The sequence below is a fragment of the Mycobacterium sp. E796 genome, assembly GCF_001672815.1.
Classification (GTDB): Bacteria; Actinomycetota; Actinomycetes; order Mycobacteriales; family Mycobacteriaceae; genus Mycobacterium.
This window is the reverse complement of sequence record NZ_LZKK01000262.1, coordinates 19810-38955: the sequence shown is the minus strand read 5'-3', so window position 1 is coordinate 38955 and position 19146 is coordinate 19810. Positions and strand designations below refer to the sequence as shown.

17 protein-coding genes are annotated in these 19146 nt (G+C 67.2%); 4 read left to right on the top strand and 13 right to left on the bottom strand.

All coding sequences use genetic code 11. From position 1 onward, the window contains the following. From A5706_RS20425 to A5706_RS20415, 3 genes are all read left to right on the top strand, one after another. Nucleotides 1–1687, top strand: a 1687-nt coding sequence (locus A5706_RS20425; protein WP_197517903.1) for a sulfite reductase flavoprotein subunit alpha, incomplete at its 5' end; no start/stop codon positions are given. A 101-nt stretch (nucleotides 1688–1788) separates the two neighbouring features. After that, nucleotides 1789–2079 carry a hypothetical protein gene (locus tag A5706_RS20420; protein WP_068134418.1) on the top strand — a complete coding sequence of 97 codons (291 nt, stop codon included), beginning with the start codon at nucleotides 1789–1791 and terminating at the stop codon, nucleotides 2077–2079. A 55-nt stretch (nucleotides 2080–2134) separates the two neighbouring features. After that, nucleotides 2135–3781, top strand: a complete 1647-nt coding sequence (locus tag A5706_RS20415) for an NAD-dependent malic enzyme (RefSeq protein WP_068134433.1) — start codon at nucleotides 2135–2137, stop codon at nucleotides 3779–3781. 3 nt (nucleotides 3782–3784) lie between these two features. Here A5706_RS20415 and A5706_RS20410 read toward each other — a convergent pair whose 3' ends face one another. The 13 genes from A5706_RS20410 to A5706_RS20350 form a co-directional block, all read right to left on the bottom strand. Next, nucleotides 3785–4270: a CAP domain-containing protein gene (locus A5706_RS20410; protein WP_068134415.1), complete on the bottom strand. Its 486-nt coding sequence runs from the start codon at nucleotides 4268–4270 to the stop codon at nucleotides 3785–3787. Next, nucleotides 4270–4863 (bottom strand): hypothetical protein, encoded by a 594-nt coding sequence (locus tag A5706_RS20405; protein WP_068134413.1) that lies wholly within the window; start codon nucleotides 4861–4863, stop codon nucleotides 4270–4272. Before A5706_RS20405 ends, A5706_RS20410 begins: the two co-directional genes overlap by 1 nt. Then, nucleotides 4860–5405 (bottom strand): Mce protein, encoded by a 546-nt coding sequence (locus tag A5706_RS20400; RefSeq protein WP_231985364.1) that lies wholly within the window; start codon nucleotides 5403–5405, stop codon nucleotides 4860–4862. Before A5706_RS20400 ends, A5706_RS20405 begins: the two co-directional genes overlap by 4 nt. A gap of 17 nt (nucleotides 5406–5422) precedes the next feature. After that, entirely contained in the window at nucleotides 5423–6901 is a 1479-nt protein-coding gene (locus A5706_RS20395) for an MCE family protein (RefSeq protein WP_068134408.1), read from the bottom strand. Beyond that, complete coding sequence (locus A5706_RS20390; protein ID WP_068134405.1) at nucleotides 6901–8022, bottom strand: MCE family protein; 1122 nt, start codon at nucleotides 8020–8022, stop codon at nucleotides 6901–6903. Before A5706_RS20390 ends, A5706_RS20395 begins: the two co-directional genes overlap by 1 nt. Further along, complete coding sequence (locus tag A5706_RS20385; RefSeq protein WP_068134403.1) at nucleotides 8019–9359, bottom strand: MCE family protein; 1341 nt, start codon at nucleotides 9357–9359, stop codon at nucleotides 8019–8021. The genes A5706_RS20390 and A5706_RS20385 overlap by 4 nt, the downstream gene beginning before the upstream one ends. Then, nucleotides 9356–10513 (bottom strand): MCE family protein, encoded by a 1158-nt coding sequence (locus A5706_RS20380; RefSeq protein ID WP_068134423.1) that lies wholly within the window; start codon nucleotides 10511–10513, stop codon nucleotides 9356–9358. The genes A5706_RS20385 and A5706_RS20380 overlap by 4 nt, the downstream gene beginning before the upstream one ends. A gap of 11 nt (nucleotides 10514–10524) precedes the next feature. Continuing rightward, nucleotides 10525–11556: an MCE family protein gene (locus A5706_RS20375; RefSeq protein WP_068134401.1), complete on the bottom strand. Its 1032-nt coding sequence runs from the start codon at nucleotides 11554–11556 to the stop codon at nucleotides 10525–10527. After that, entirely contained in the window at nucleotides 11553–12821 is a 1269-nt protein-coding gene (locus A5706_RS20370) for an MCE family protein (RefSeq protein ID WP_068134396.1), read from the bottom strand. Before A5706_RS20370 ends, A5706_RS20375 begins: the two co-directional genes overlap by 4 nt. Before the next feature lie 4 nt (nucleotides 12822–12825). Further along, on the bottom strand, nucleotides 12826–13674 hold the full coding sequence (locus A5706_RS20365) for an ABC transporter permease (RefSeq protein WP_068134395.1): 849 nt from the start codon (nucleotides 13672–13674) through the stop codon (nucleotides 12826–12828). Next, nucleotides 13671–14438 carry an ABC transporter permease gene (locus tag A5706_RS20360; RefSeq protein ID WP_068134388.1) on the bottom strand — a complete coding sequence of 256 codons (768 nt, stop codon included), beginning with the start codon at nucleotides 14436–14438 and terminating at the stop codon, nucleotides 13671–13673. The genes A5706_RS20365 and A5706_RS20360 overlap by 4 nt, the downstream gene beginning before the upstream one ends. Nucleotides 14439–14669: 231 nt before the next feature. Then, nucleotides 14670–16559: a family 2A encapsulin nanocompartment cargo protein cysteine desulfurase gene (locus A5706_RS20355; protein WP_068134385.1), complete on the bottom strand. Its 1890-nt coding sequence runs from the start codon at nucleotides 16557–16559 to the stop codon at nucleotides 14670–14672. After that, entirely contained in the window at nucleotides 16546–17478 is a 933-nt protein-coding gene (locus tag A5706_RS20350) for a family 2A encapsulin nanocompartment shell protein (protein WP_068134382.1), read from the bottom strand. Before A5706_RS20350 ends, A5706_RS20355 begins: the two co-directional genes overlap by 14 nt. A 389-nt stretch (nucleotides 17479–17867) precedes the next feature. Between A5706_RS20350 and A5706_RS20345 the strand changes: the two genes are divergently transcribed. After that, on the top strand, nucleotides 17868–19145 hold the full coding sequence (locus A5706_RS20345; RefSeq protein WP_068134378.1) for a TQXA domain-containing protein: 1278 nt from the start codon (nucleotides 17868–17870) through the stop codon (nucleotides 19143–19145). Nucleotide 19146 lies beyond the last annotated feature (1 nt).

Below are 19146 nucleotides of genomic sequence, written 5' to 3'. Positions count from 1 at the left end.
GGCGCGGATCGCTCCGCCCGACCCCGGCCCCGCCCCCGAACGGGCGCCCGTCGTGGTGTTGTGGGCCTCGCAGACCGGCAATGCCGAGGAACTCGCCGCCGATGTCGCCGCGCAATTGCGCGAGGCCGCCCTGCCGGTCGCGTTGCACGCCATGGACGACTTCCCGTTGCAGCAGCTTCCCGCGACGCGGGAATTGCTGCTGATCACCAGCACCACCGGTGACGGCGACCCGCCGGACAACGGCACCGGGCTGTGGCGGGCGCTGACGTCCGATAGCGCCCCGCGATTCACCGACACCCGCTACGCGGTGCTCGCGCTGGGCGACTCCAACTACGACGACTTCTGCGGCCACGGCCGCAAGCTCGACGAGCGGCTCGCCGAGCGGGGAGCGACCCGAATCGTCGACCGGGTCGACTGCGAACCCGACTACGAAGACGCCGCGGCCAAGTGGCTGGGCGGGGTCATCGAGGCGCTGGTCCGCGCGCCGGCGCCGGTCGGCAGGAAGGGCGGCGCGGTCACCGCCCCGGTCGCCAAGCCGGCGAGGCCGGCGAACGGGGCCGGAGCCGTCGGCTACTCCAAGAAGCATCCGCTGATCACCGACATGGCCCGCAACATCAAGCTGGGCCGGCCGGAGTCGGCGAAGGATGTGCGGCAGTTGGTGTTTCGGGTGCCCGAGGACACGATCAGCTACGAGGCCGGTGACGCGCTCGGGGTGTGGCCGCGCAACAGCGACCGGCTGGTCGACGAATGGCTGTCGGTCACCGGACTGGACGGGCAAACCCCGGTCGAGGTCGGCGAGCACGGCTTGATGTCGTTGCGCTCCGCGCTCACCGAGCGGATCGAGATCGCCCACATCAGCCGGGATTTGGTGCGTTTCGTGCAGGAGCGCACCGGCAACCAGAAACTTGCCGAGCTGCTGAGGCCGGAGAACAAGGCCGAGCTGAGCAACTGGACGTGGGGACGCCAGTTGGTGGACCTGCTGGCACAGCTGCCGGTCTACGCGTCGGCCCACGAGTGGCTGCGGGTCCTCAAACGCCTTCAGCCGCGTCTCTACTCGATCTCGTCGAGCCCCAAGGAGTGCCCGGCAGAAGTTCACCTGACGGTCTCGCCGGTGCGCTACAACTTCCATGGCGTCCCGCGCCGTGGGGTGTGTTCGACCTACCTCGCCGACCGCTCCCCCGGCGATCGCGTCGCCGTGTATCTGCAGCCGTCGAGCAACTTCCGGCCGCCCAGCGACCCGGACACCCCGATGATCATGATCGGTCCGGGCACCGGAATCGCCCCCTTCCGCGGCTTCCTGCAGGAACGCCGCGCGCTCGGCCACACCGGACCGAACTGGCTGTTCTTTGGCGAACAGCACGCCGCGACCGATTTCTACTACCGCGACGAGATCGAACAGATGCGGGCCGACGGGCTGCTCACCGAGCTGGACCTGGCGTTCTCGCGCGACCAGCGCGAGAAGGTCTACGTGCAGCACCTGATGCGCAAGCGCGGGGACCAGCTGTGGCGCTGGCTGCAGGACGGCGCGCAGCTGTACGTCTGCGGTAACGCCGACCCCATGGCCAAGGACGTGGACCGCGCGCTCTGCGAAATCGCCGCTGAACAGGGCAACCTAGACCCGGATGCGGCGCGGGAATACGTGCGATCGCTGAGCGCCGACAAGCGCTACCACCGTGACGTCTACTAGGCCCGCGGCCTGTAATACGACGGAAACGTCGCACACCCGCCGCTGAAACATCGCTGACGCACCATTCACTCATTAGGTCGCGTACCAAAAGGAGTGACAGCGTGGCTCGCGATTCTGGAAGGCAAGTCTGCCCGCGGCGGGAGTGTCCGCTGCATCCCGACGGCAGGGCGTCGGCGCCGGGCCAAGTCGAGTGGGCGGGGTTGCCCGTCAACCTGGACATGGCGTTCTCCCGGGTGCAGCGCGACAAGGTCTACGTGCAGCACGTGATGCGCAAGCAGGGCAGCCGGCTGTCGCGGTGGGTGCACAACGGCGCACGGCCTTGCGTCTGTGAAGTGGCCACCGAGGACGGGATGCTGGGCGCCGACGCGGCCGAATCCATGTCCAGCCGATAGCGATCTTCACGCTCCGTTCGCAGTGCTGATTCGCGATCGGCGCTACGGTGTTGTGATGAGCGATCCCCACACCCCGCGGATCCCGCCGGCACTGGCCGCGCCCAGCCTGAATCGCGGCGTGGGATTCACCCACGAGCAGCGCCGGCGCCTGGGGCTGACCGGCCGGTTGCCGTCGGCGGTGCTCACGCTTGACGAGCAAGCCGACCGCGTGTGGCACCAACTGCAAAGCCTCGGTACGGATCTGGGCCGCAACCTGCTTCTCGAGCAACTGCACTACCGGCACGAGCTGCTGTACTTCAAGGTGCTGGAAGACCACCTGCCCGAGCTGATGCCCGTGGTGTACACACCCACCGTGGGTGAGGCCATTCAACGCTTCTCGGATGAATACCGCGGGCAGCGCGGCCTGTTTCTGAGCATCGACGAGCCGGACGAGATCGCGGAGGCCTTCGAGACTTTCGGCCTGGGACCCGACGACGTCGACCTGATCGTGTGCACCGACGCCGAGGCGATCCTGGGCATCGGCGACTGGGGCGTCGGCGGCATCCAGATCGCCGTCGGCAAGCTGGCGCTCTACACCGCGGGCGGCGGGATCGACCCGCGCCGTTGCATCGCGGTGTCGCTCGACGTGGGAACGGACAACGAACAGTTGCTGCAGGATCCGTTCTATCTGGGCAACCGCCACGCCCGGCGCCGCGGCGCGGAGTACGACGCCTTCATCAAGCGGTATATCGAGACCGCCCACCGGCTGTTTCCACACGCGATCCTGCATTTCGAAGACTTCGGGCCGCTCAACGCCAGGAACATTCTGCAGACCTACGGCGACGACTACTGCGTCTTCAACGACGACATCCAGGGCACCGGCGCGGTGGTGGTCGCCGCCGTCTACGGCGGATGCCATGTCACCGGCATCCCGATGCGCGACCAGAAAACGATCGTCTTCGGCGCCGGCACCGCCGGGATCGGCGTGGCCGATCAGATCCGGGACGCGATGGTCGCCGACGGCGCGACGGTCGAGCAGGCCAGGTCGCAGATCTGGCCGATCGACAAGCAGGGCCTGCTCTTCGATGACATGGACGATCTGCGCGATTTCCAGGTGCCGTACGCCAAGAACCGGCAGCAACTCGGGGTCGGTGCCGGGGATCGGGTGGGCCTGGTGGACGCGATCAAGCTCGCGTCGCCGACCATCCTGCTGGGCTCCTCAACGGTATTCGGGGCGTTCACCGAGAAGGTCGTGGACGCGATGACCGCTTCCTGCGAACGCCCGATGATCTTTCCGCTGTCGAACCCGACCTCACGGATGGAGGCCATGCCGGCCGACTTGCTCGAGTGGTCCAACGGTAAGGCGTTGATCACCACCGGCACCCCGGTCGGCCCGGTCGAGTTCGACGGCGTCACCTACACCATCGGCCAGGCCAACAACGTGCTGGTGTTCCCGGGCATCGGGTTGGGCATCATCGTCTCCCGGGCCAGGACCGTCACCCCGGGCATGCTGCAGGCGGCAGCGAAAGCCGTTGTGCACCAGGCGAGCCCGACGAACGCCGGCGATTCTTTGTTGCCGGATGTACAGAACCTGCGCGAGATCTCGACGGCGGTCGCCGAGGCCGTCTATCACGCTGCGGTGGAAGACGGGGTCGCCACCAAGACCCACGAGGACGTCGCGCAGGCCGTCGCCGACACGATGTGGACGCCGGTCTACGACTAGCCGCTATCGCCTGGGTGCGTCGGGTTGCCCATACACGGCCACGACGACGGTGCGGTCCAGGCTGTTGTCCGACCACACCCCGATGTTGGTGTTGGCGCAGTCGCGGATGATCGCCATGTCGTCGGGGTTGTAGTACCACTGGTTGACCAGTTCCAGGCTGCTGATCGCTATCGCGGGGTTGATCGCCACCGTCTCGGCGGCCTTGCCGCGGAAGCCGGCCGCGGTGGCGCGGTCCTGCGGCGTCGAGCCGTCGGATCCGGTGTCGTCGTTGATGTTCCGGTTGCTGATCATGTCGTCCGCGTGCCATTCGGCGGCCAGCGTCAGCGCGTTGTTCCGGATGACGTCGTTGGTGCAGCCCGCCTGGTGCTGCAGGGTGTAGACGGCCGAGACGACGGCGCTGTTGAGCCGCTTGTTGTCGGCGTGCGCGGTCGGCGCCGGCAACGCCGCCGCCGCGATCACCGCGGCGGACACCACCGTGACCGCTCGCATCACACCGGATCGAACCGCGAGACCAGCCATCGGCCGTCGACCTTGTCCAGCGTGACCCGCACGACGGGTTGGGTATCCGTGGGGGCGCCGCTGCCGATGGTGACGGTTTGGTCGACGAACGCCAGCACCACGGCGTGGTTGGCCGAAGCCGAAACCGAGGCCGCCGCATTGACTTTCGCCACCGAGGAGATGTGCTTCTCCTTCGCGCCCGGAATGACGACCTGGCGGGTCAGTTCGGTGTAGGCGTCCTTGAACTCGCCGGTCAGCCGTTCGCGCGCCGCGGCGAGATCCTTCTCCACCGAATCCGCCTTATAGGACAACAGAACCACCGCGTCTTCGCTGGCCACCCGCACCGACTCGGCACGGGCCCGCGCCAAGTCGTCGGCCGATCCGACCACCCACTTGAAATAGCCCGCTCCCAGCGCCAGCACCAGCGCGATCGCGGGCAACATGCCCCGGGCGAAGACGCGCGACCAGTTGATGCGCCGCCTCTCGGGCGCTTCCGAATCTTCCTCTACAGTCTCGTCTTCCGCCGCAGGCTCCACGTCCTCGTCGGTGGCGGTGGCCTCGATGTCGTCGCGCAGTGTCGTCATGGCACGAACACCACGTTCGACACCTTTGCGTCGTCACCGACGGACCGGACCTCGATTCGCATCCGCCATTCCCGCGGCGCCTCCTCGCCGCCGGCGGTCCGGGACTTGACCGCGACCGCGACCAGGACCTGCGCGGAGTCGCCCCGCTCGGATTCCAGGCCGGCATCGGTAACGGTGCCTTCCGATTTGGACTGCGCCGCCTTGACGACCTCGACGAACGGCTTGGACCGCTGCTCGAAGTCGTCGCGGAACGCCCCGGTGGACAGGTCGAGGATGCGTTGCACGTCGGCGTCGACCTGGGCGTAGTTGATGGTAGTGAGGTTCACCGCGCCCTGGCGCGCGACCTGAACGAACAAGTCGCGCTTGGTGTTGGCCTCGTGCTTCTCGTAGGCCCGGTAGCCCAGCCAGCCGGCCAATCCGGCCAGCGCCGCCACCACCGCGGCGGCGGCCACGAATGCCGTTGCGGCGCGCGAGAGCCGGGGGGTGGCCCGGCGCCGCCAGCGCGCGAGCCGGTTCTCGGGTTCTTGGGTGTCTTCGGCCATGTTGCTCCTTCGAATGCTTACGGCGTCGGGACTAGAAGCGATTGCCAGTTCTTGGCGCGAGGGTGCGCCAAATCGGCTTCGGTGTAACGGTGTCCGTCGGGCCCCACGTAGTCGCCGGTGGCGGGGTCGTAGGTCGCGACGGCGAGCGGCGGCGGCGCCGGTGCCGGGGGCGCGGTGCCCCGCGGCGGGGGCAGACGCGGGTCTTGTCCCGGCGGATACATCGGGACACCCTGCCCGCTGTAGGTGGCGTTGGGGTCCCCCTTCCAGTTGTAGCCATCGTTGAGCGGCACATACTCCTCGTCGCTTTCACACAGCTCGACGGTGGGCGCCCGCTTCCATGGCTTGGCCTCGCACGGAATGTTGCGCACACCACGGACATTGAACTCGGAGTCTTGCGGCACTCGGCAGAACAGGTCCGCGGCGGGACGGTCCGGCGCGTCGACGCTGGCCGGTGAGCGGCGCTGGGTCGGCGGGAGATAGCCCGTCGTGCACGGCGGCGGCAGGTTGATGTTCAGGTTGAAGTCCAACTGGGCGCCCCGGTACTCCTGCTTGGTATTGGAGCTGGGCACGACGATGGCCGCCATGGCCGCGATGCCTTGGGGGAACAGCACGAGCAGTTGTTCGATGTCGTGGCGGTACACGACGGCGATGTCACCGAGGCTGACCAGGTTGGCGAACAACACCGGCACCGCCGGCGCGACCCGGTCGAACAGGGCGCGGCCTTCCTCGAGCCCGGAAGTGCCCTGCGTCAACAGGTCTCGCAGGGCCGCGTCTTGCGCCTTGAACTGTGCCGTGATGGCCGCCGTGCGATTGGCCCAGGTGGCGATGTCGTCCGCAGTCTGCACCTGGGAGTTCAGCACCGCCGGGGACTGGTCGATCAGGGCGGCCAGCGGGTCGGCGGTGCGGCCCCCGGCGATGGCCAGCGCGGTGGACCCGTCGACGATCCGCGACAACTCCGGCCCGAGACCGCTAACCGCGCGGTTGGTCTCGTCGATCACCGTGTGCAGGTTGTCCCGCGGAATCGCCTGCAGCGCATGGTTGGTCAGGTCGAGCAGGTGCCCGATGTCGACGGGTACGTCGACGCGGCCGGCGGGGATGACGTCGCCCGAGGCCAGCGACCGCGAGTGTTCTCCTTCCTTGCCCGGCCGCGGGGTCAGCTCGATGTATTGCTCGCCGATCGCCGAGCGGCTGTGCACCGACGCCTCGACGTCGGAGGGCACCTTGACCCCGGATCTCAGGGCGAGAACCGCACGCACCCCGGTGGCGGTGACCTCGACCGACTTGACCTGGCCCACGTCGGTGCCGCGGTAGGTGACAACGGAGGTCTGGTAGAGCCCACCCGACTGCGGCAGGTCGACCGAGACGTTGTATTCGCCGATCCCGAACAGCGTGGCGGGCAGCTTCATGAAGTTGAAAGCCATTGCGCCACAAGAAAGCACGGTCACCAGCGTCAACATCGACAGCTGGATCCAGGTGCGGCGGTTCAGGCGCAGCATCAGTATCCCCCGAAGTGATACGGATAGGTCAGCGGGTTGCCCCCCGTGACCGGGCTGGGCTGCATGCCGATGGTGCGTCCCCACTGCAGTTCGAGCTGGGTGAGATTGCCCTCCCACCGGGAGCCGGTGAACAGCCCTTGGTCGATACGGCTCAAGGTGAGGTCGACCACCAGGGTGAGGTTGGCGTAGTCACCACGGAACCAGTTGCGCACGGTGGACGCCGGCCACGGGTAGGCCACCAGGCCGTCCAAGCCCCTGGTGAGCGACGGCCCGGCATCGGCCAACGACCGCAGCACCGGCGCGATGTTGCGCAGGTTGTTCACCAGGGATTCCCTGCTCTGGTGGATCGTGTCCGCCGCGAGCGCACTGAACTTGCCGAGTTGGTCGATGGCATCGGCAATCTTAGTGCGCTCCTCGGCAAGTACCGCAAGCGCTTTCGGAACGGTGTTCAACGCCTTGTCGACGACGGGGTCTTTGTCGGCGACCTGGCCCGCCAGCGAGTTGAGGTTCTCGGAGGCGGCGATGATGTCGTCGGTCTGGGCGTTGGTGCCGGCGATGAACTGGTCGAGCTGGCCGAGCAGGCTGCGCATGTCGTTCTCGCGGCCCGCGAAGGCCTTGGCGAGTGCCTGGGTGATTTCCTGCAGCTGACCTAGCCCGCCGCCGTTGAGCAGGATTGACACCGAGGCCAGGGTCTGCTCGGTGGTCGGATACGTGCTCGCGCGCGGCAGCGGGATGACCGAACCGTTTTTCAGTTCACCCACGGGCGGCTCGTCTTTGGGAGGTGCGAGTTCGATGTGCATCGAGCCCAGCAGGCTGGTCTGCCCGAGCTTCGCGGTCGAATTGGCCGGCAGCCTAACGTCGCCGTTGATCCGCATGGTGACCAGCGCGTGCCAATCCTGGAGCTCGATCTTGGTCACGTTGCCGATGTTGACGTCGTCGACGCGCACCCGGGTGTTCTCCTGAATGGTTGCCACGTCGGGCATTTGCGCCTGGATGGTGTAGGAGCCGGGCCCCCCGCCGGCGGTGCCGGGCAGGGTGAACGAATTCAGGCCCTTCCATCCGCAGCCCGACACCGCGGCGAGGCAGGCGAGGCACAGCGCCGCCACCATCGCGCGTCTCATGATGTCCCCGTCGGAAGCATCAGGTCACGCAGCACTTGCGTCGAGTCGACCGTGCCGTTCGGCGGCGGTGGCGCCTCGCCGGGCGGTGGTGCCTCGGTGGGCGCCGGCTGCTCGGCGGGTGCAGGCGGCTGGGGCGGCGCGGCATCCGGCGGCGCTTCGGGGGGCGTGTAGCCCGGCCGCAACCGGTCCTCGCTGTAGGTGATTTCGTTCGGCCGGGCCTGCGTCCCGACGAACGGGTTCAGACCGAACGGAAGGTAGTTGTAGATGCGGTTTTTGATGATCGGGTTGATGTATTGCAGGCACAGCTTCGACACGCGGTCCAGGCGCAGCCGGGAGGCCGCCTCGATCGAGCTGCAGATCCATTGCGGGATGTCGGCGAAGTTGTTGAGCGCCATGATGCCGGTCATGGCGCTCTGCGCCGGCTGATAGATGTTCAGGAAGTTCTGAAAGACGGTCGGGGCGATGTGCAGAATCTGTTTGACGTCGGCGCGGCTGTCGTTCAGCGCCGTGGTGATGGAAGCCAGCCGGTCGGACGTGACGCCAATGGCTTCCCGGTTCTCGGACAGGAAGTCGCGCAGGTCAGTCAGCGCCCCATCGAGGCCCTTCACCGCGTTCGCCACCTCGTTGGGGGTGTTCGACAGCACCGTCGTCACGCTGCCCAGGTTCTGGTTGAACGAGGCGAGCAGATCGCTGCTGGAGTGCAGCGCCGACACCAGCAGCTGCAGATTGCGCACGGTGCTGAAGATGTCGTCGGCGTGATCGCCCAGCGCCGAAATCGCCTCGGACAGCTTCAATACGGTGTCGCGGGCCGTGTCGCCCTCGCCGCGAACGTTGTCGGCGCCGGAGTTGATGAACTCGCCGAGCGAGTTCACCCCGTCCGGGGCGGTGGGCTGCAGCGCCTCGGTCAGCTTCTCCAGCTGCCTGCGGAAGTCGTCCCATTCGACGGGAACCGCGGTGCGGCTCAGGGGAATCGACGCGCCGGGGCTCAGCTTGGGGCCGCCGGAGTACGCCGGGACGAGCTGGATCGCCCGCGAGGTCACCAGCGACGGCGACAGGATCGCCGCGCGGGCATCGGCCGGGACCGCGTACTGCTTGTCCACCGAGAAGGTCACTTTGGAGCTGGCGGGCTGTGGCTCGATCCTGTCCACCACGCCCACCGCGACGCCGAGGATACGGATCTCGTCGCCGACGAACAGGCCGTTCGCCTCCGCGAAATAGGCGGTGTACGTATTCCTTTCGGCCTGCCTCAGCAACTTGGCGCCAACGAGGAACGACGCCACGACGAGCGTGGCGACCAGGCTGATGCCGGTCACCGTCTGCAGCGTACGGCGACTCATCGCTGTCTCCCCGCATCCGCGGGAGCGAGCTCTGGCGGTGGGCCCGGCGCGGGGCCCGGGGAGGGCGGTTGCGACCAGATGGGATGCGGCGCGTTCTCCGGCGGCACGGGCGGGCTGCCGGTCGGCGGGTCCACCGACTCCGACGGCAGCCCCTGGTTGGGATCCAGGAACCGGTCATACATCCGCGCGTCGATCGTCGGTCCACTTATCTGCCCGGGGATCAGGTTGGCCACGTAGGCCTTGAAAAACGGCCCCGAGCCGAGGCATTCACCGAACGACATCGCGTAGCGTTTGAACTTCGGCAGAGTCTTCTGCAGGTCTTCCTTGCGGTTGTCCAGCACCTCGAGCACCCCGTTGAGCTTGTCGAGGGCGGGCTTGAGCTGGGTCCGGTTGTCGTCGACCAGCCCCGAAATCTGGTGCGACACCGCCGTGATGTTGTTCATCAGCGCGTCGAGGGAATCCCGTTCGTCCAGCAGCGCGGCGAGCAGCGCGTTGGAATCGGCCACCAGGGTGGCGATCTGCTGGCTTCGCTTGCCGAGCACGCCGGAGACCTTGTTGGCGTTGCCCAACAGGCTGCGCAGCTGCGCGTCGCGGTGGTTGAGGGTCTCGGAGAACCGGGCGACGCCCTGCAGCGCAGGTTTGAGGTCGGCCGGGGTCTCCTTGAAGGTGTTGGCCAACGTCGTTAGCGCCGAGGACAATTGGGCCGTATCGAGCCCGCTGATCGTCGTCGTCAGGTCACCCAGCGCGTCGGGAAGGTCGTAGGGCGAGTGGGTGCGTTCCAGCGGGATGGGGCCGTTCAGCCGTCCGTCGCCGCGCGAGGTGAGCTCGAGCATCTTGCTGCCCAGCACCGTCTCGGTCTTGATCGCGGCTTCGGTTCGGTCGCCCAGCTCGATGGCTTTGCGGACGGTGAAGCCCACCCGGACCTTGGTGCCCTCCAGGCGGATGTCGGAGACCCTGCCGACTCCCATGCCCGAAACCCGGACGGTGCTACCGGTTTTGATGCCGCCCGCCTCGGAGAAGTAGGCCGCATAGTCGTTGGTGTTCTTGACGAATGGCAACTTGTCGTACTGGAAGGCCGCGACGGTCACGCACACCAGGACCGCGGTGCCGATCACGCCGATGGTGACGGGGCTCCGTCCCGCGAGCGGCTTCATCTTGGGTAGCTTCATTGCGGCGTGCACCGCCCGCTGGGCTGACCGAACAGCTTGACGAAGATGGGGTTGCCGCCCTTGCCGTTGAGCTTGAGCAACACTTCGCAGAAGTAGAAGCCGAAATAGTCGCCGTTCAGGCCCTGCCGGGACAGCACCTGGTAGATGTCGGGAAGCTGCTTGAGCAGGTTGTCGAAATAGTCACGGTCGGACATCACCTGCCCCGACATCCGGTCGGTCTCGTGTACCACGTCCTTGATCGGCTGGCGCGCCTGGACGAGCAGGTCGGCGACCGACCCGGCCGCCGCGTTGATGTAGGCCAGCCCCGTGGAGATGTCGTCCCTGCGCTGCGCCAGGCCGTTGACGAACTGCGAGAGCTTGTCCAGGCCGTCCGAGAACTCGCGATCGCGGGTGCCGAAGGTGTGCAAAACGGTGTTCAGGTTGGTGATTAGCTCGCCGATCAGTTCGCTGCGCCCAGCCAGGGTCGACGTCAGCATCGAGGTCTGCGCCAGCACCGAGGCCAGGGTGCCGCCCTGCCCCTGGAAGATGCGCAGCAACTCGCCGGACAGGGCGTTGACCTGGTCGGGATCCAGCGCCCGGAACAACGGCCGGAAGCCCCCGATCAGCGCGTCGATGTCGAGGGCGGGCGACGTTCGCGCCAGCGGAATCGTCGCGCCCGCCGGTAGGCGCCGGGGGGACCCGGGCCCGTCTTCGAGCGCGAGATAACGGTCCCCGATCAGGTTTTCGTAGCGCACGACGGCCTTGGTGCCGTCGGTGAGCCGCACGCCCTTGTCCACGGCGAACCCGACGGTGACGGTGCCGTCGCGGTGCAGCGTGAGGTCGCCGACCTTGCCGACCTCGACCCCGGCAATACGCACGAAGTTGCCGGACTTCAGGCCGGATATGTTCGTGAAGACGGCCTGGTAGCCGGTGCGGTCCTCGAAGCGCAGCTGGCCGAACACGGCGATCAAAGTAAACGTGAACACCAGGCAGACCGCCGTGAACAGGGCAACGCGCGCGAGGATGGCGGACATCTTCCGTCGTCTCATGGCGGTGGCCGCCCCCCGCGATACCAGTAGTGGGGCGCTTCGGGCGGGTTCTTGGTGGTCGGGAACCAGTTGGCCCACCACGGATTTCCGGCCGCCACATTGGTGCGGATCTCGTCGGGCGCGGCGCCCCAACCCGTGTCGGTGACGAGCGCGCGCACCGGGAAGTTCGCGCTCGGGTCGGGCAGCGAACCGCAACTGGGCTTGCCGCCGGGACCGCCCGTGGCGTTGACCTTGGGGAGGTGTCTTGGGTAGCGGTACGGGTCGTCACCGAACAGCAGCGCGGAGTCGAGGATGACCGAATAGCCGTTGCCACCCAACGCGTCCCGGCCGCCGTGGTCCACATACCATTGCGCACCCTGGAACAGGCACGTGAAGGTCGGTGAGTACTTGTTCAGCAGGGCAGTGGTCGGATCGACCAGGTTGAAAGACCGGACGATGTTGGCCTCGCTTCTGCCGATGACGTTGATGCCTGTCTGGCTGAAACCAGCCGCCGACAACAGCAGCGAATCGAGTGACCGCTGGTTTTCGGTCAGGGTGGTGCTGCTGGTTGTCGCCGAGTCGAGGATCGACAGAATATCCTGCGCCGCAGTGGAATAGGCGGCCGTCGTCTTGCCGAACAGCCGCCAGTCGGTGTGGATGGTGTCCATCCGCGGGTTGACGGTCAGCAACAGGTTGTTCGCGTCGGTGATCGCCTCCCCGATCCGTTCACCCTTGCCGCGCACCGACTCCGCGAACGCCGACAGGATCGCGTTCAGCTTGGCGGGATCCAGGGCCTTGACCACGGCTTGGAGATTCTCGAACACCGTGTTGACTTCCACGGTGACGTTCCGGGAGCGCAGCACCGCGCCGGGCTTGAGCGGTGTGGCGCTGGCGTGGTCGGGCACGATCAGGTCGACGTATTTGGACCCAAACGCGGTGGTCGATTTGATCTCCGCCTCGAGGTTGCTCGGCAGGTATTTGAACGGACCCGGTTGCATCTTCAATTGCAGCTGGGCGGCTTTCACGTCGGTGCCGATCGATGCCACCTGTCCGACCTGCACCCCGCGCAGCTTGACCTTGGCGCCCGGTTCCATCACCAGGCCCGCGCGGTCGGACACCAGCGTGAGCGGGATGAACTCCTGGAACTTGCCGGAGAACGACGCCGCGGTCAGCACAACCAATATCCCGACGACGACGAACAGCGTCGGCGCCCACCAGATCGGGTCGATCCTGCTGCTGCGGACCCTATTTCGCGCGCGAGAGCCATCGTCTCGGTGATTGCTCATGCCGTCATCCCGACAGGTTGAAGTTGCCGGATTGCCCGTAGACGGACAACGAAATCATCAGGCAGACAAAGGCGGTGACGATCATCGACGACCGCACCGAACGACCGACGGCCTCCCCCACGCCGGCGGGACCGCCCGTCGCGGTGAAACCATAGTAGGTGTGCACGACCATCACACCCGTGGCCATCGTCAGCGCGGCCAGGAACGACCAGAACAGGTCGGTGGGCCGCAGGAACGTGGAGAAGTAGTGCTCGTACACGCCGCGCGACTGCCCGTAGATGTAGATGGTGCCGAACTTGGCGGCGATGAACGACATCAGCACGGCGACCGCGTACAGCGGAATGACCACGAGGACACCGGCGATGATCCGTGTCGACGACAGATAGGTGATCGCGCGGATGCCCATCACTTCCAGCGCGTCGATCTCCTCGTTGATGCGCATCGCGCCGAGCTGGGCGGTCGTGCCCGCGCCGATGGTGGCCGCCAGGGCCACACCGGCCGTGCACGGCGCGATCATGCGCACGTTGAAGAACGCCGAGAGGAATCCGGTCAGCGCCTCGACACCGATGTTGGACAACGTGTCGTAGCCCTGCACCGCGACGAGGGCACCGGTGGTCAGCGTCAGGAACCCGATGATGCCCACGGTCCCGCCGATCACCGCCAGCGCGCCCGTGCCCATGCCCATCTCCGCGATCAGCCGCAGCACTTCGCCGGGGTAGCGCCGCACCGCCTCGGCCGTGGCGGCCAACGACCTGCCGTAGAACTCGGTCTGTTCACCCAGCCTCCGGGTGGTGGCGACCAGCCTGGGCCCGAGGGCGGCCAGCCATCCGGGCTCGCGCGCGGCGTCGGTCACTTGGCGGTCACCTTCACGCCGAGGGCGGTGATCACGATGTTGATGAAGAACAACGCCATGAACGAGAACACGACGGTCTCGTTGACCGCGTTGCCGACACCGGTCGGGCCGCCGCCCACCGAGAGGCCCTTGTAGCAGGCGATCAGGCCCGCCGAGAGCCCGAACAGGGTCGCCTTGATGAGCGAGATCACCACCTGCGGCAGGCCGGTGACGAGTGTCATCCCGGCGATGAACGCACCCGGGGTGACGTGCTGGACGAAGACCACGAAGATGTAGCTGCCCGTCAACCCGGTGACCGCAACCACCGAGTAGAGCAGCAACGCGACGAAGGTGGCGGCGATGATGCGCGGAACCACAAGCGCCTGAACCGGATTGACGCCGATCACCTTCATCGCGTCGATCTCCTCGCGGATGGTGCGCGCGCCCAGGTCGGCGCACATCGCGGTCGATCCGGCGCCGGCGACGGCCATGGCGGTGACGACGGGCCCGACCTGGGTCACCGACGCCAGCGCGGCACCCGCGCCCGAGAGGTCCCCCGCGCCGATCTCGACGAGCAGGATGTTGAGGACGAACACGATGAGGACCGTGTACGGAATCGACAGCATGATCGTCGGGAAAATCGAAACCCGCGCCACGAACCAGATCTGTTCGAAAAGCTCACGCCACGCCCACGGCCCCCGTACCGCGGCAACCAATGCCTCGAGGCTAAGCAGAAAGAACTGACCCAGCGCGTTCATGGGCCGTGCGATGGCGGTGCCGTTCATGGGGTTCGTTCATGCCCCCCGCGTCGTCCAGGCATCCATACGGCTCATGCAGCCCCCGTTTAGGTGAAAGAAGCGAAAAACTTCTGATTAGCGTCACCGCAAAGGATTAGCGGTGCGCAGCGCGCAATCCGGCCACTTCGCCTGGCTGCGCACACAAAACACTTCGGAAGCCTAAAGCCGCCCCTGAAGATGTCGCAGGGTTGAAATCAACAAGAAGAAATCTGGCGAACCTCAGCCGGCGCCCGCGCCGCCCTCGGCAATCCGGCGCACCGCGCTGAGGAAGACGTCGATTTCCTCGAAGGTGTTGTAGAACGCAAACGACGGGCGGACGGTGGCCTCCAGGCCGAGGCGGCGCAGGATCGGCTGCGCGCAGTGATGGCCGGCGCGCACCGCGATGCCCTCGGCGTTGAGCGCCTTGCCCACCTCGAGCGGGTCGTGTCCGGCCAGCACGAACGACAGCACGCTGGCCTTTTCGGTCGCGGTGCCGACCAGGCGGACGCCCGGGATGTCGGCCAGCCGCGGGGTCGCGTAGTCCAGCAGGGCCCGTTCGTGGGCGGCGATGCGCTCAACGCCCAACCGTTGCACGTAACGCAGCGCCTCGCCGAGGCCGACGGCGTCGGCGATGTTGCCGGTGCCGGCCTCGAACTTGCTGGGCGGTCCCTGATACAGCGAGCGTTCCAGCGTCACGTCGGCGATCATGTTGCCGCCGCCCTGCCACGGCGGTGTTTCGGCCAAGGCTTCCTCGGTCCCGTAGAGCACGCCGATTCCGGTGGGGCCGTAGATCTTGTGGCCGGAGAACACGAAGAAATCGACGCCCAGCTCGGCGACGTTGACCGGCAGGTGCTGGATGGACTGGGCCCCGTCGATCAGCACCCGCGCGCCGTAGCGGTGGCCCAGCTCGACGATCTGCTCGACCGGTGTCACCGTGCCCAGCGCGTTGGACACCTGGGTTGCGGCCACCAGCTTTGTCTTTGGCCCAAGCAAATCCTCGAATTCCGACATCAGCAAATTGCCGGCGTCATCGACCGGCGCCACTTTCAGAATCGCGCCGGTCTGTTGCGAAAGCAGTTGCCACGGGACGATATTGGCGTGATGCTCTAAATGAGTAATGACGATCTCGTCGCCGGGCAGCAAATGCTTTCCGCCCCAGGCATAGGCCACCAGGTTGATGGCTTCGGTGGTGCCTCGCACGAAGATGATCTCTTCGTCGTTCGCGGCGCCGATGAATCGCCGGACGGTGTTGCGTGCTTCCTCGTAGGCGTCGGTCGCGCGGGCCGCCAACTCGTGCGCCGCGCGGTGAATGTTGGAGTTCTCGTGGGCGTAGAAGTGCGACAGGCGATCGATCACCGCCTGCGGCTTCTGGGTGGTTGCCGCGTTGTCGAACCAGATCAGCGGCTTGCCGTTGACGGTCTCCCGCAGGATGGGAAAGTCGGCGCGCACCGCGTTGACGTCGAACACCTCATGCTCGTCGGGCAAGCGGGGCACGGGATCCGTCTTGGTCAGGAAGTGATACAGGTGCTCGTCGCCGCCGGGCGCAATCGGTGGCGCGTCGAACCAGCCGAGGTCGGGCACCGGCGGCGCGTCGGGCAGCCACGAGGAGGTCGGGGGCGCGGAACCGCGGGGGGCCACCGGAGCGGACGGCACCGCCCCGGCGACCACCCCGGGCACCGTGGGCACGATGCCCTCGCTGGGCACCGCGAACGCGGCGAAGTCGACGACGCCGGGTGGCACGTAGGGATCGGCGACGCTCGCGGCCGTCTCCCCGGCCGACGGCGCCGCCGTCACATCGGGCACGTTGCCGCGGGGAGCGACCGGCACCGTCTGTGGCGGGCTTTCGGGCTCGGGCGATGTCGGCGCGGGGACGTATATGTCGGTGAAGCCGACGACGGGGACCGGCGGCAGGTAGGGGTCCGACGTGCCGGCGGCGGCCTGTCCGGCCGAGGTGGCGGCGGTGGTGTCCGGCACCCCGCCGCGCGGGGCCACGGGCGCCGTCTGCGGCGGGCTGTCTGGCCCGGGCCGGATGCTGGCCGCGTACAACTGGGTGGCCAGCGCCGCGAGTTCGGCGGCTCCGATCGGCAACTCGCTTTCGGCGTCTACCGCTCGGTACTCACTTGTACTCATGGAACTGGTCCACGGCCACGTCGTCGAGGACAGCGAGCGCGTCGTCGGTGAGGACGGCCAGCGAGTTGTACAGGGTGACCAGGTACGTAGCGATGGCCGACTGGTTGATCCCGGTGAACCGCACCGACAGGCCCGGCGCCTGCTCGCCGACCAGGCCGGGCTGGAACAGGCCGACCACGCCCTGGCGCTCCTCGCCGGTGCGCACCAGGATGAACTTGGTCTTGCCGTCTTCCACCGGCACCTTGTCCGACGGGATCAGCGGGATGCCGCGCCAGGTGATGAACTGCGCCCCGAACAGGCTCACCACCGGCGGCGGCACGCCGCGGTAGGTGGCCTCGCGGCCGAACGCCGCGACACCGAGCGGGTGGGTGAGGAAGAAGCTGGGCGTCTTCCACACCTTCGTGATGAGCGCGTCGAGGTCGTCGGGCGTCGGCGCCCCGCCGAGCGTCTGGATCGTCTGCTCCGGCGTCGCCTGGGCCAGCAGACCGTACTCGGGGCTGTTGACCAGCTCGAACTCCTGGCGCTCCTTGATCGTTTCGATGGTCAGCCGCAACTGCTGGGCGATCTGGTCGTGCGGGCTGGAGTACAGGTCGGAGACCCGGGTGTGGATGTCGACCAGAGTCGAGATCGAGCGCAGCGTGTATTCGCGCGGGCTGGTCTCGTAGTCGACGTAGGTCTCGGGCAGCGGTTCCTCGGTGCCGGCGCCCTCTTCGGCCTTGATCGCGACGCTCTCGGGGTTGACGACCCGGTTCACCCGGTAGAGGCCGGCTTCCACGGGCACCCAGCTGAGCAGGTGCAACAGCCAGCGCGGCGTGATGGTCGAGAGCTGCGGAACGGTCTTCGTCGCGTTGGCAAGCTGCCGGGCGGCGAGATCGCCTAGTGCCTGGGATTCGTTCTGAGCCCCCTGAGCCGTCGTCATCGCGCTCCTTCCGCTCGGTCGAACGCTGCTGCGAGTGCGGCAGCTTCATGATCGCCCACCGTCAGCAGTGGCGCGCGCCGAGCGTAGGCGGGCACGGAGGTGATACAGAAGGTTTACACCGCGGCTGAGTCAAATCAAGGAAACGAGCCCGAAATCTGACAGCGATGTTTGCGGGCCCTATAGTGGGGGCCATGCAACAGGCCGTTCAGCTGCGCTTCGTACCTTCGCGCTGCCTCGCCGCGGACTGTTGTTGTCGCTGTTGTTGATTTCCTGACGCCCTGACGACGCTGTAGAAATCCTCGCGCTCTCCCCGCAACGGGCAGGACCCGCGGTCCGCCCCGCGGCCTTGATGCGCGCCAGCCGAACCCTTTCAGGAAGATCAACCACCCATGAACGTTTTATCCCTGCCCAACCGCGCCCTGGCGCGGGTCGCGACCCGCCGGCGCGTGCATATCCGGCCGGCGGCCGATGTCGCCCGCATGACGCGCTACCGCGGCGGCACCTACTCCCACACCGTGGACAGGATCGTGTTCGCCGACGGCAGCTGGGCGCGCACCGACCTGATCCGGCTGCATCCCAACCTGCTGGCCTACTCGCTCGACTTCACCGGCATCGCACCGCATCTGCCGTCGAGCTACCGCCTGGGCACCTGGTCCGCCCTGCCCCACCTGCGGACCCGCCGCTGCGAGGCCGCGGTCGAATGGATCCTGCGACACTCCTTTCCGGCGAGCCACATCGCCGAGCTGAGCCAACGGTTGCGGGCCGCCGGTTACCCGCTGGGGCGTGCCAACCTCAGCGAACACGAGGCCATCGCGGCCACCCAGGCCGCGATATGGCACTTCACCAACGGCCTGGCGTTGGACACCCGGCCGCTCAACGAGCCCGTCGCCGTGGACCGCGCTCCCGGGCCGGTGATCACCTTCGAATTCGACGGGGAACCACAGCTGGGCGGGTACTCGATATGGACGGCGTCCGACACCACCATCGGTGTGAAACTGCAGAAGTCCGCCAATGGCGTTGACTGGCAGGATGTTTCGGGTTCACAGCTGACCGCCCATGCCGGCGAGAGGCGACACCGGCGCACCCTCGGCGTCGGCAGCACGCTGTCGGCCAGCAGCCACAGCGGCGGTGGGCGCGGTTACCGCTACTACCGGCTCGTCGCAACGACCGACACCGCCGGCGCGACGATCGGCGATGTCCGGTTCTGGCTGACCGGCGCCCGTCACTACCGCAATGCCGATCGGGTCGTGCGTCTCTACAATTACCTGCTCACGGGGGCGAGCGCCGCCTTGCGCAACTCCGAAGAGCCGCGACTGGTCGACACCCATGCAACCGCCGAATCCGAACTCATAGGACCATTCCAGGTGCGAATCCCGTTGAGCCTCAGCGCGCCCGGCGGACACGCGCTGGTCGACGCCGACGGTTCGGGCATCGACGAGATCGTCCAGCCGGGAACGGACTTCTATGTGCGTCCCGCACCGGGCACATCGGCGATGACGTTGACCGCAACGAGACCGCACGACCTCACCGGGCGGGTACTCACCGGCGAGGCATTTGCGGGGGCGTCGCAGCGATTCACCCCGGTTGCGCTTATCGTGCCAATAGACGTTGCAATCGAATTCGACATCACCTGGCAAGCCGACGAGCCCTGTACCGACATCGCGTAAG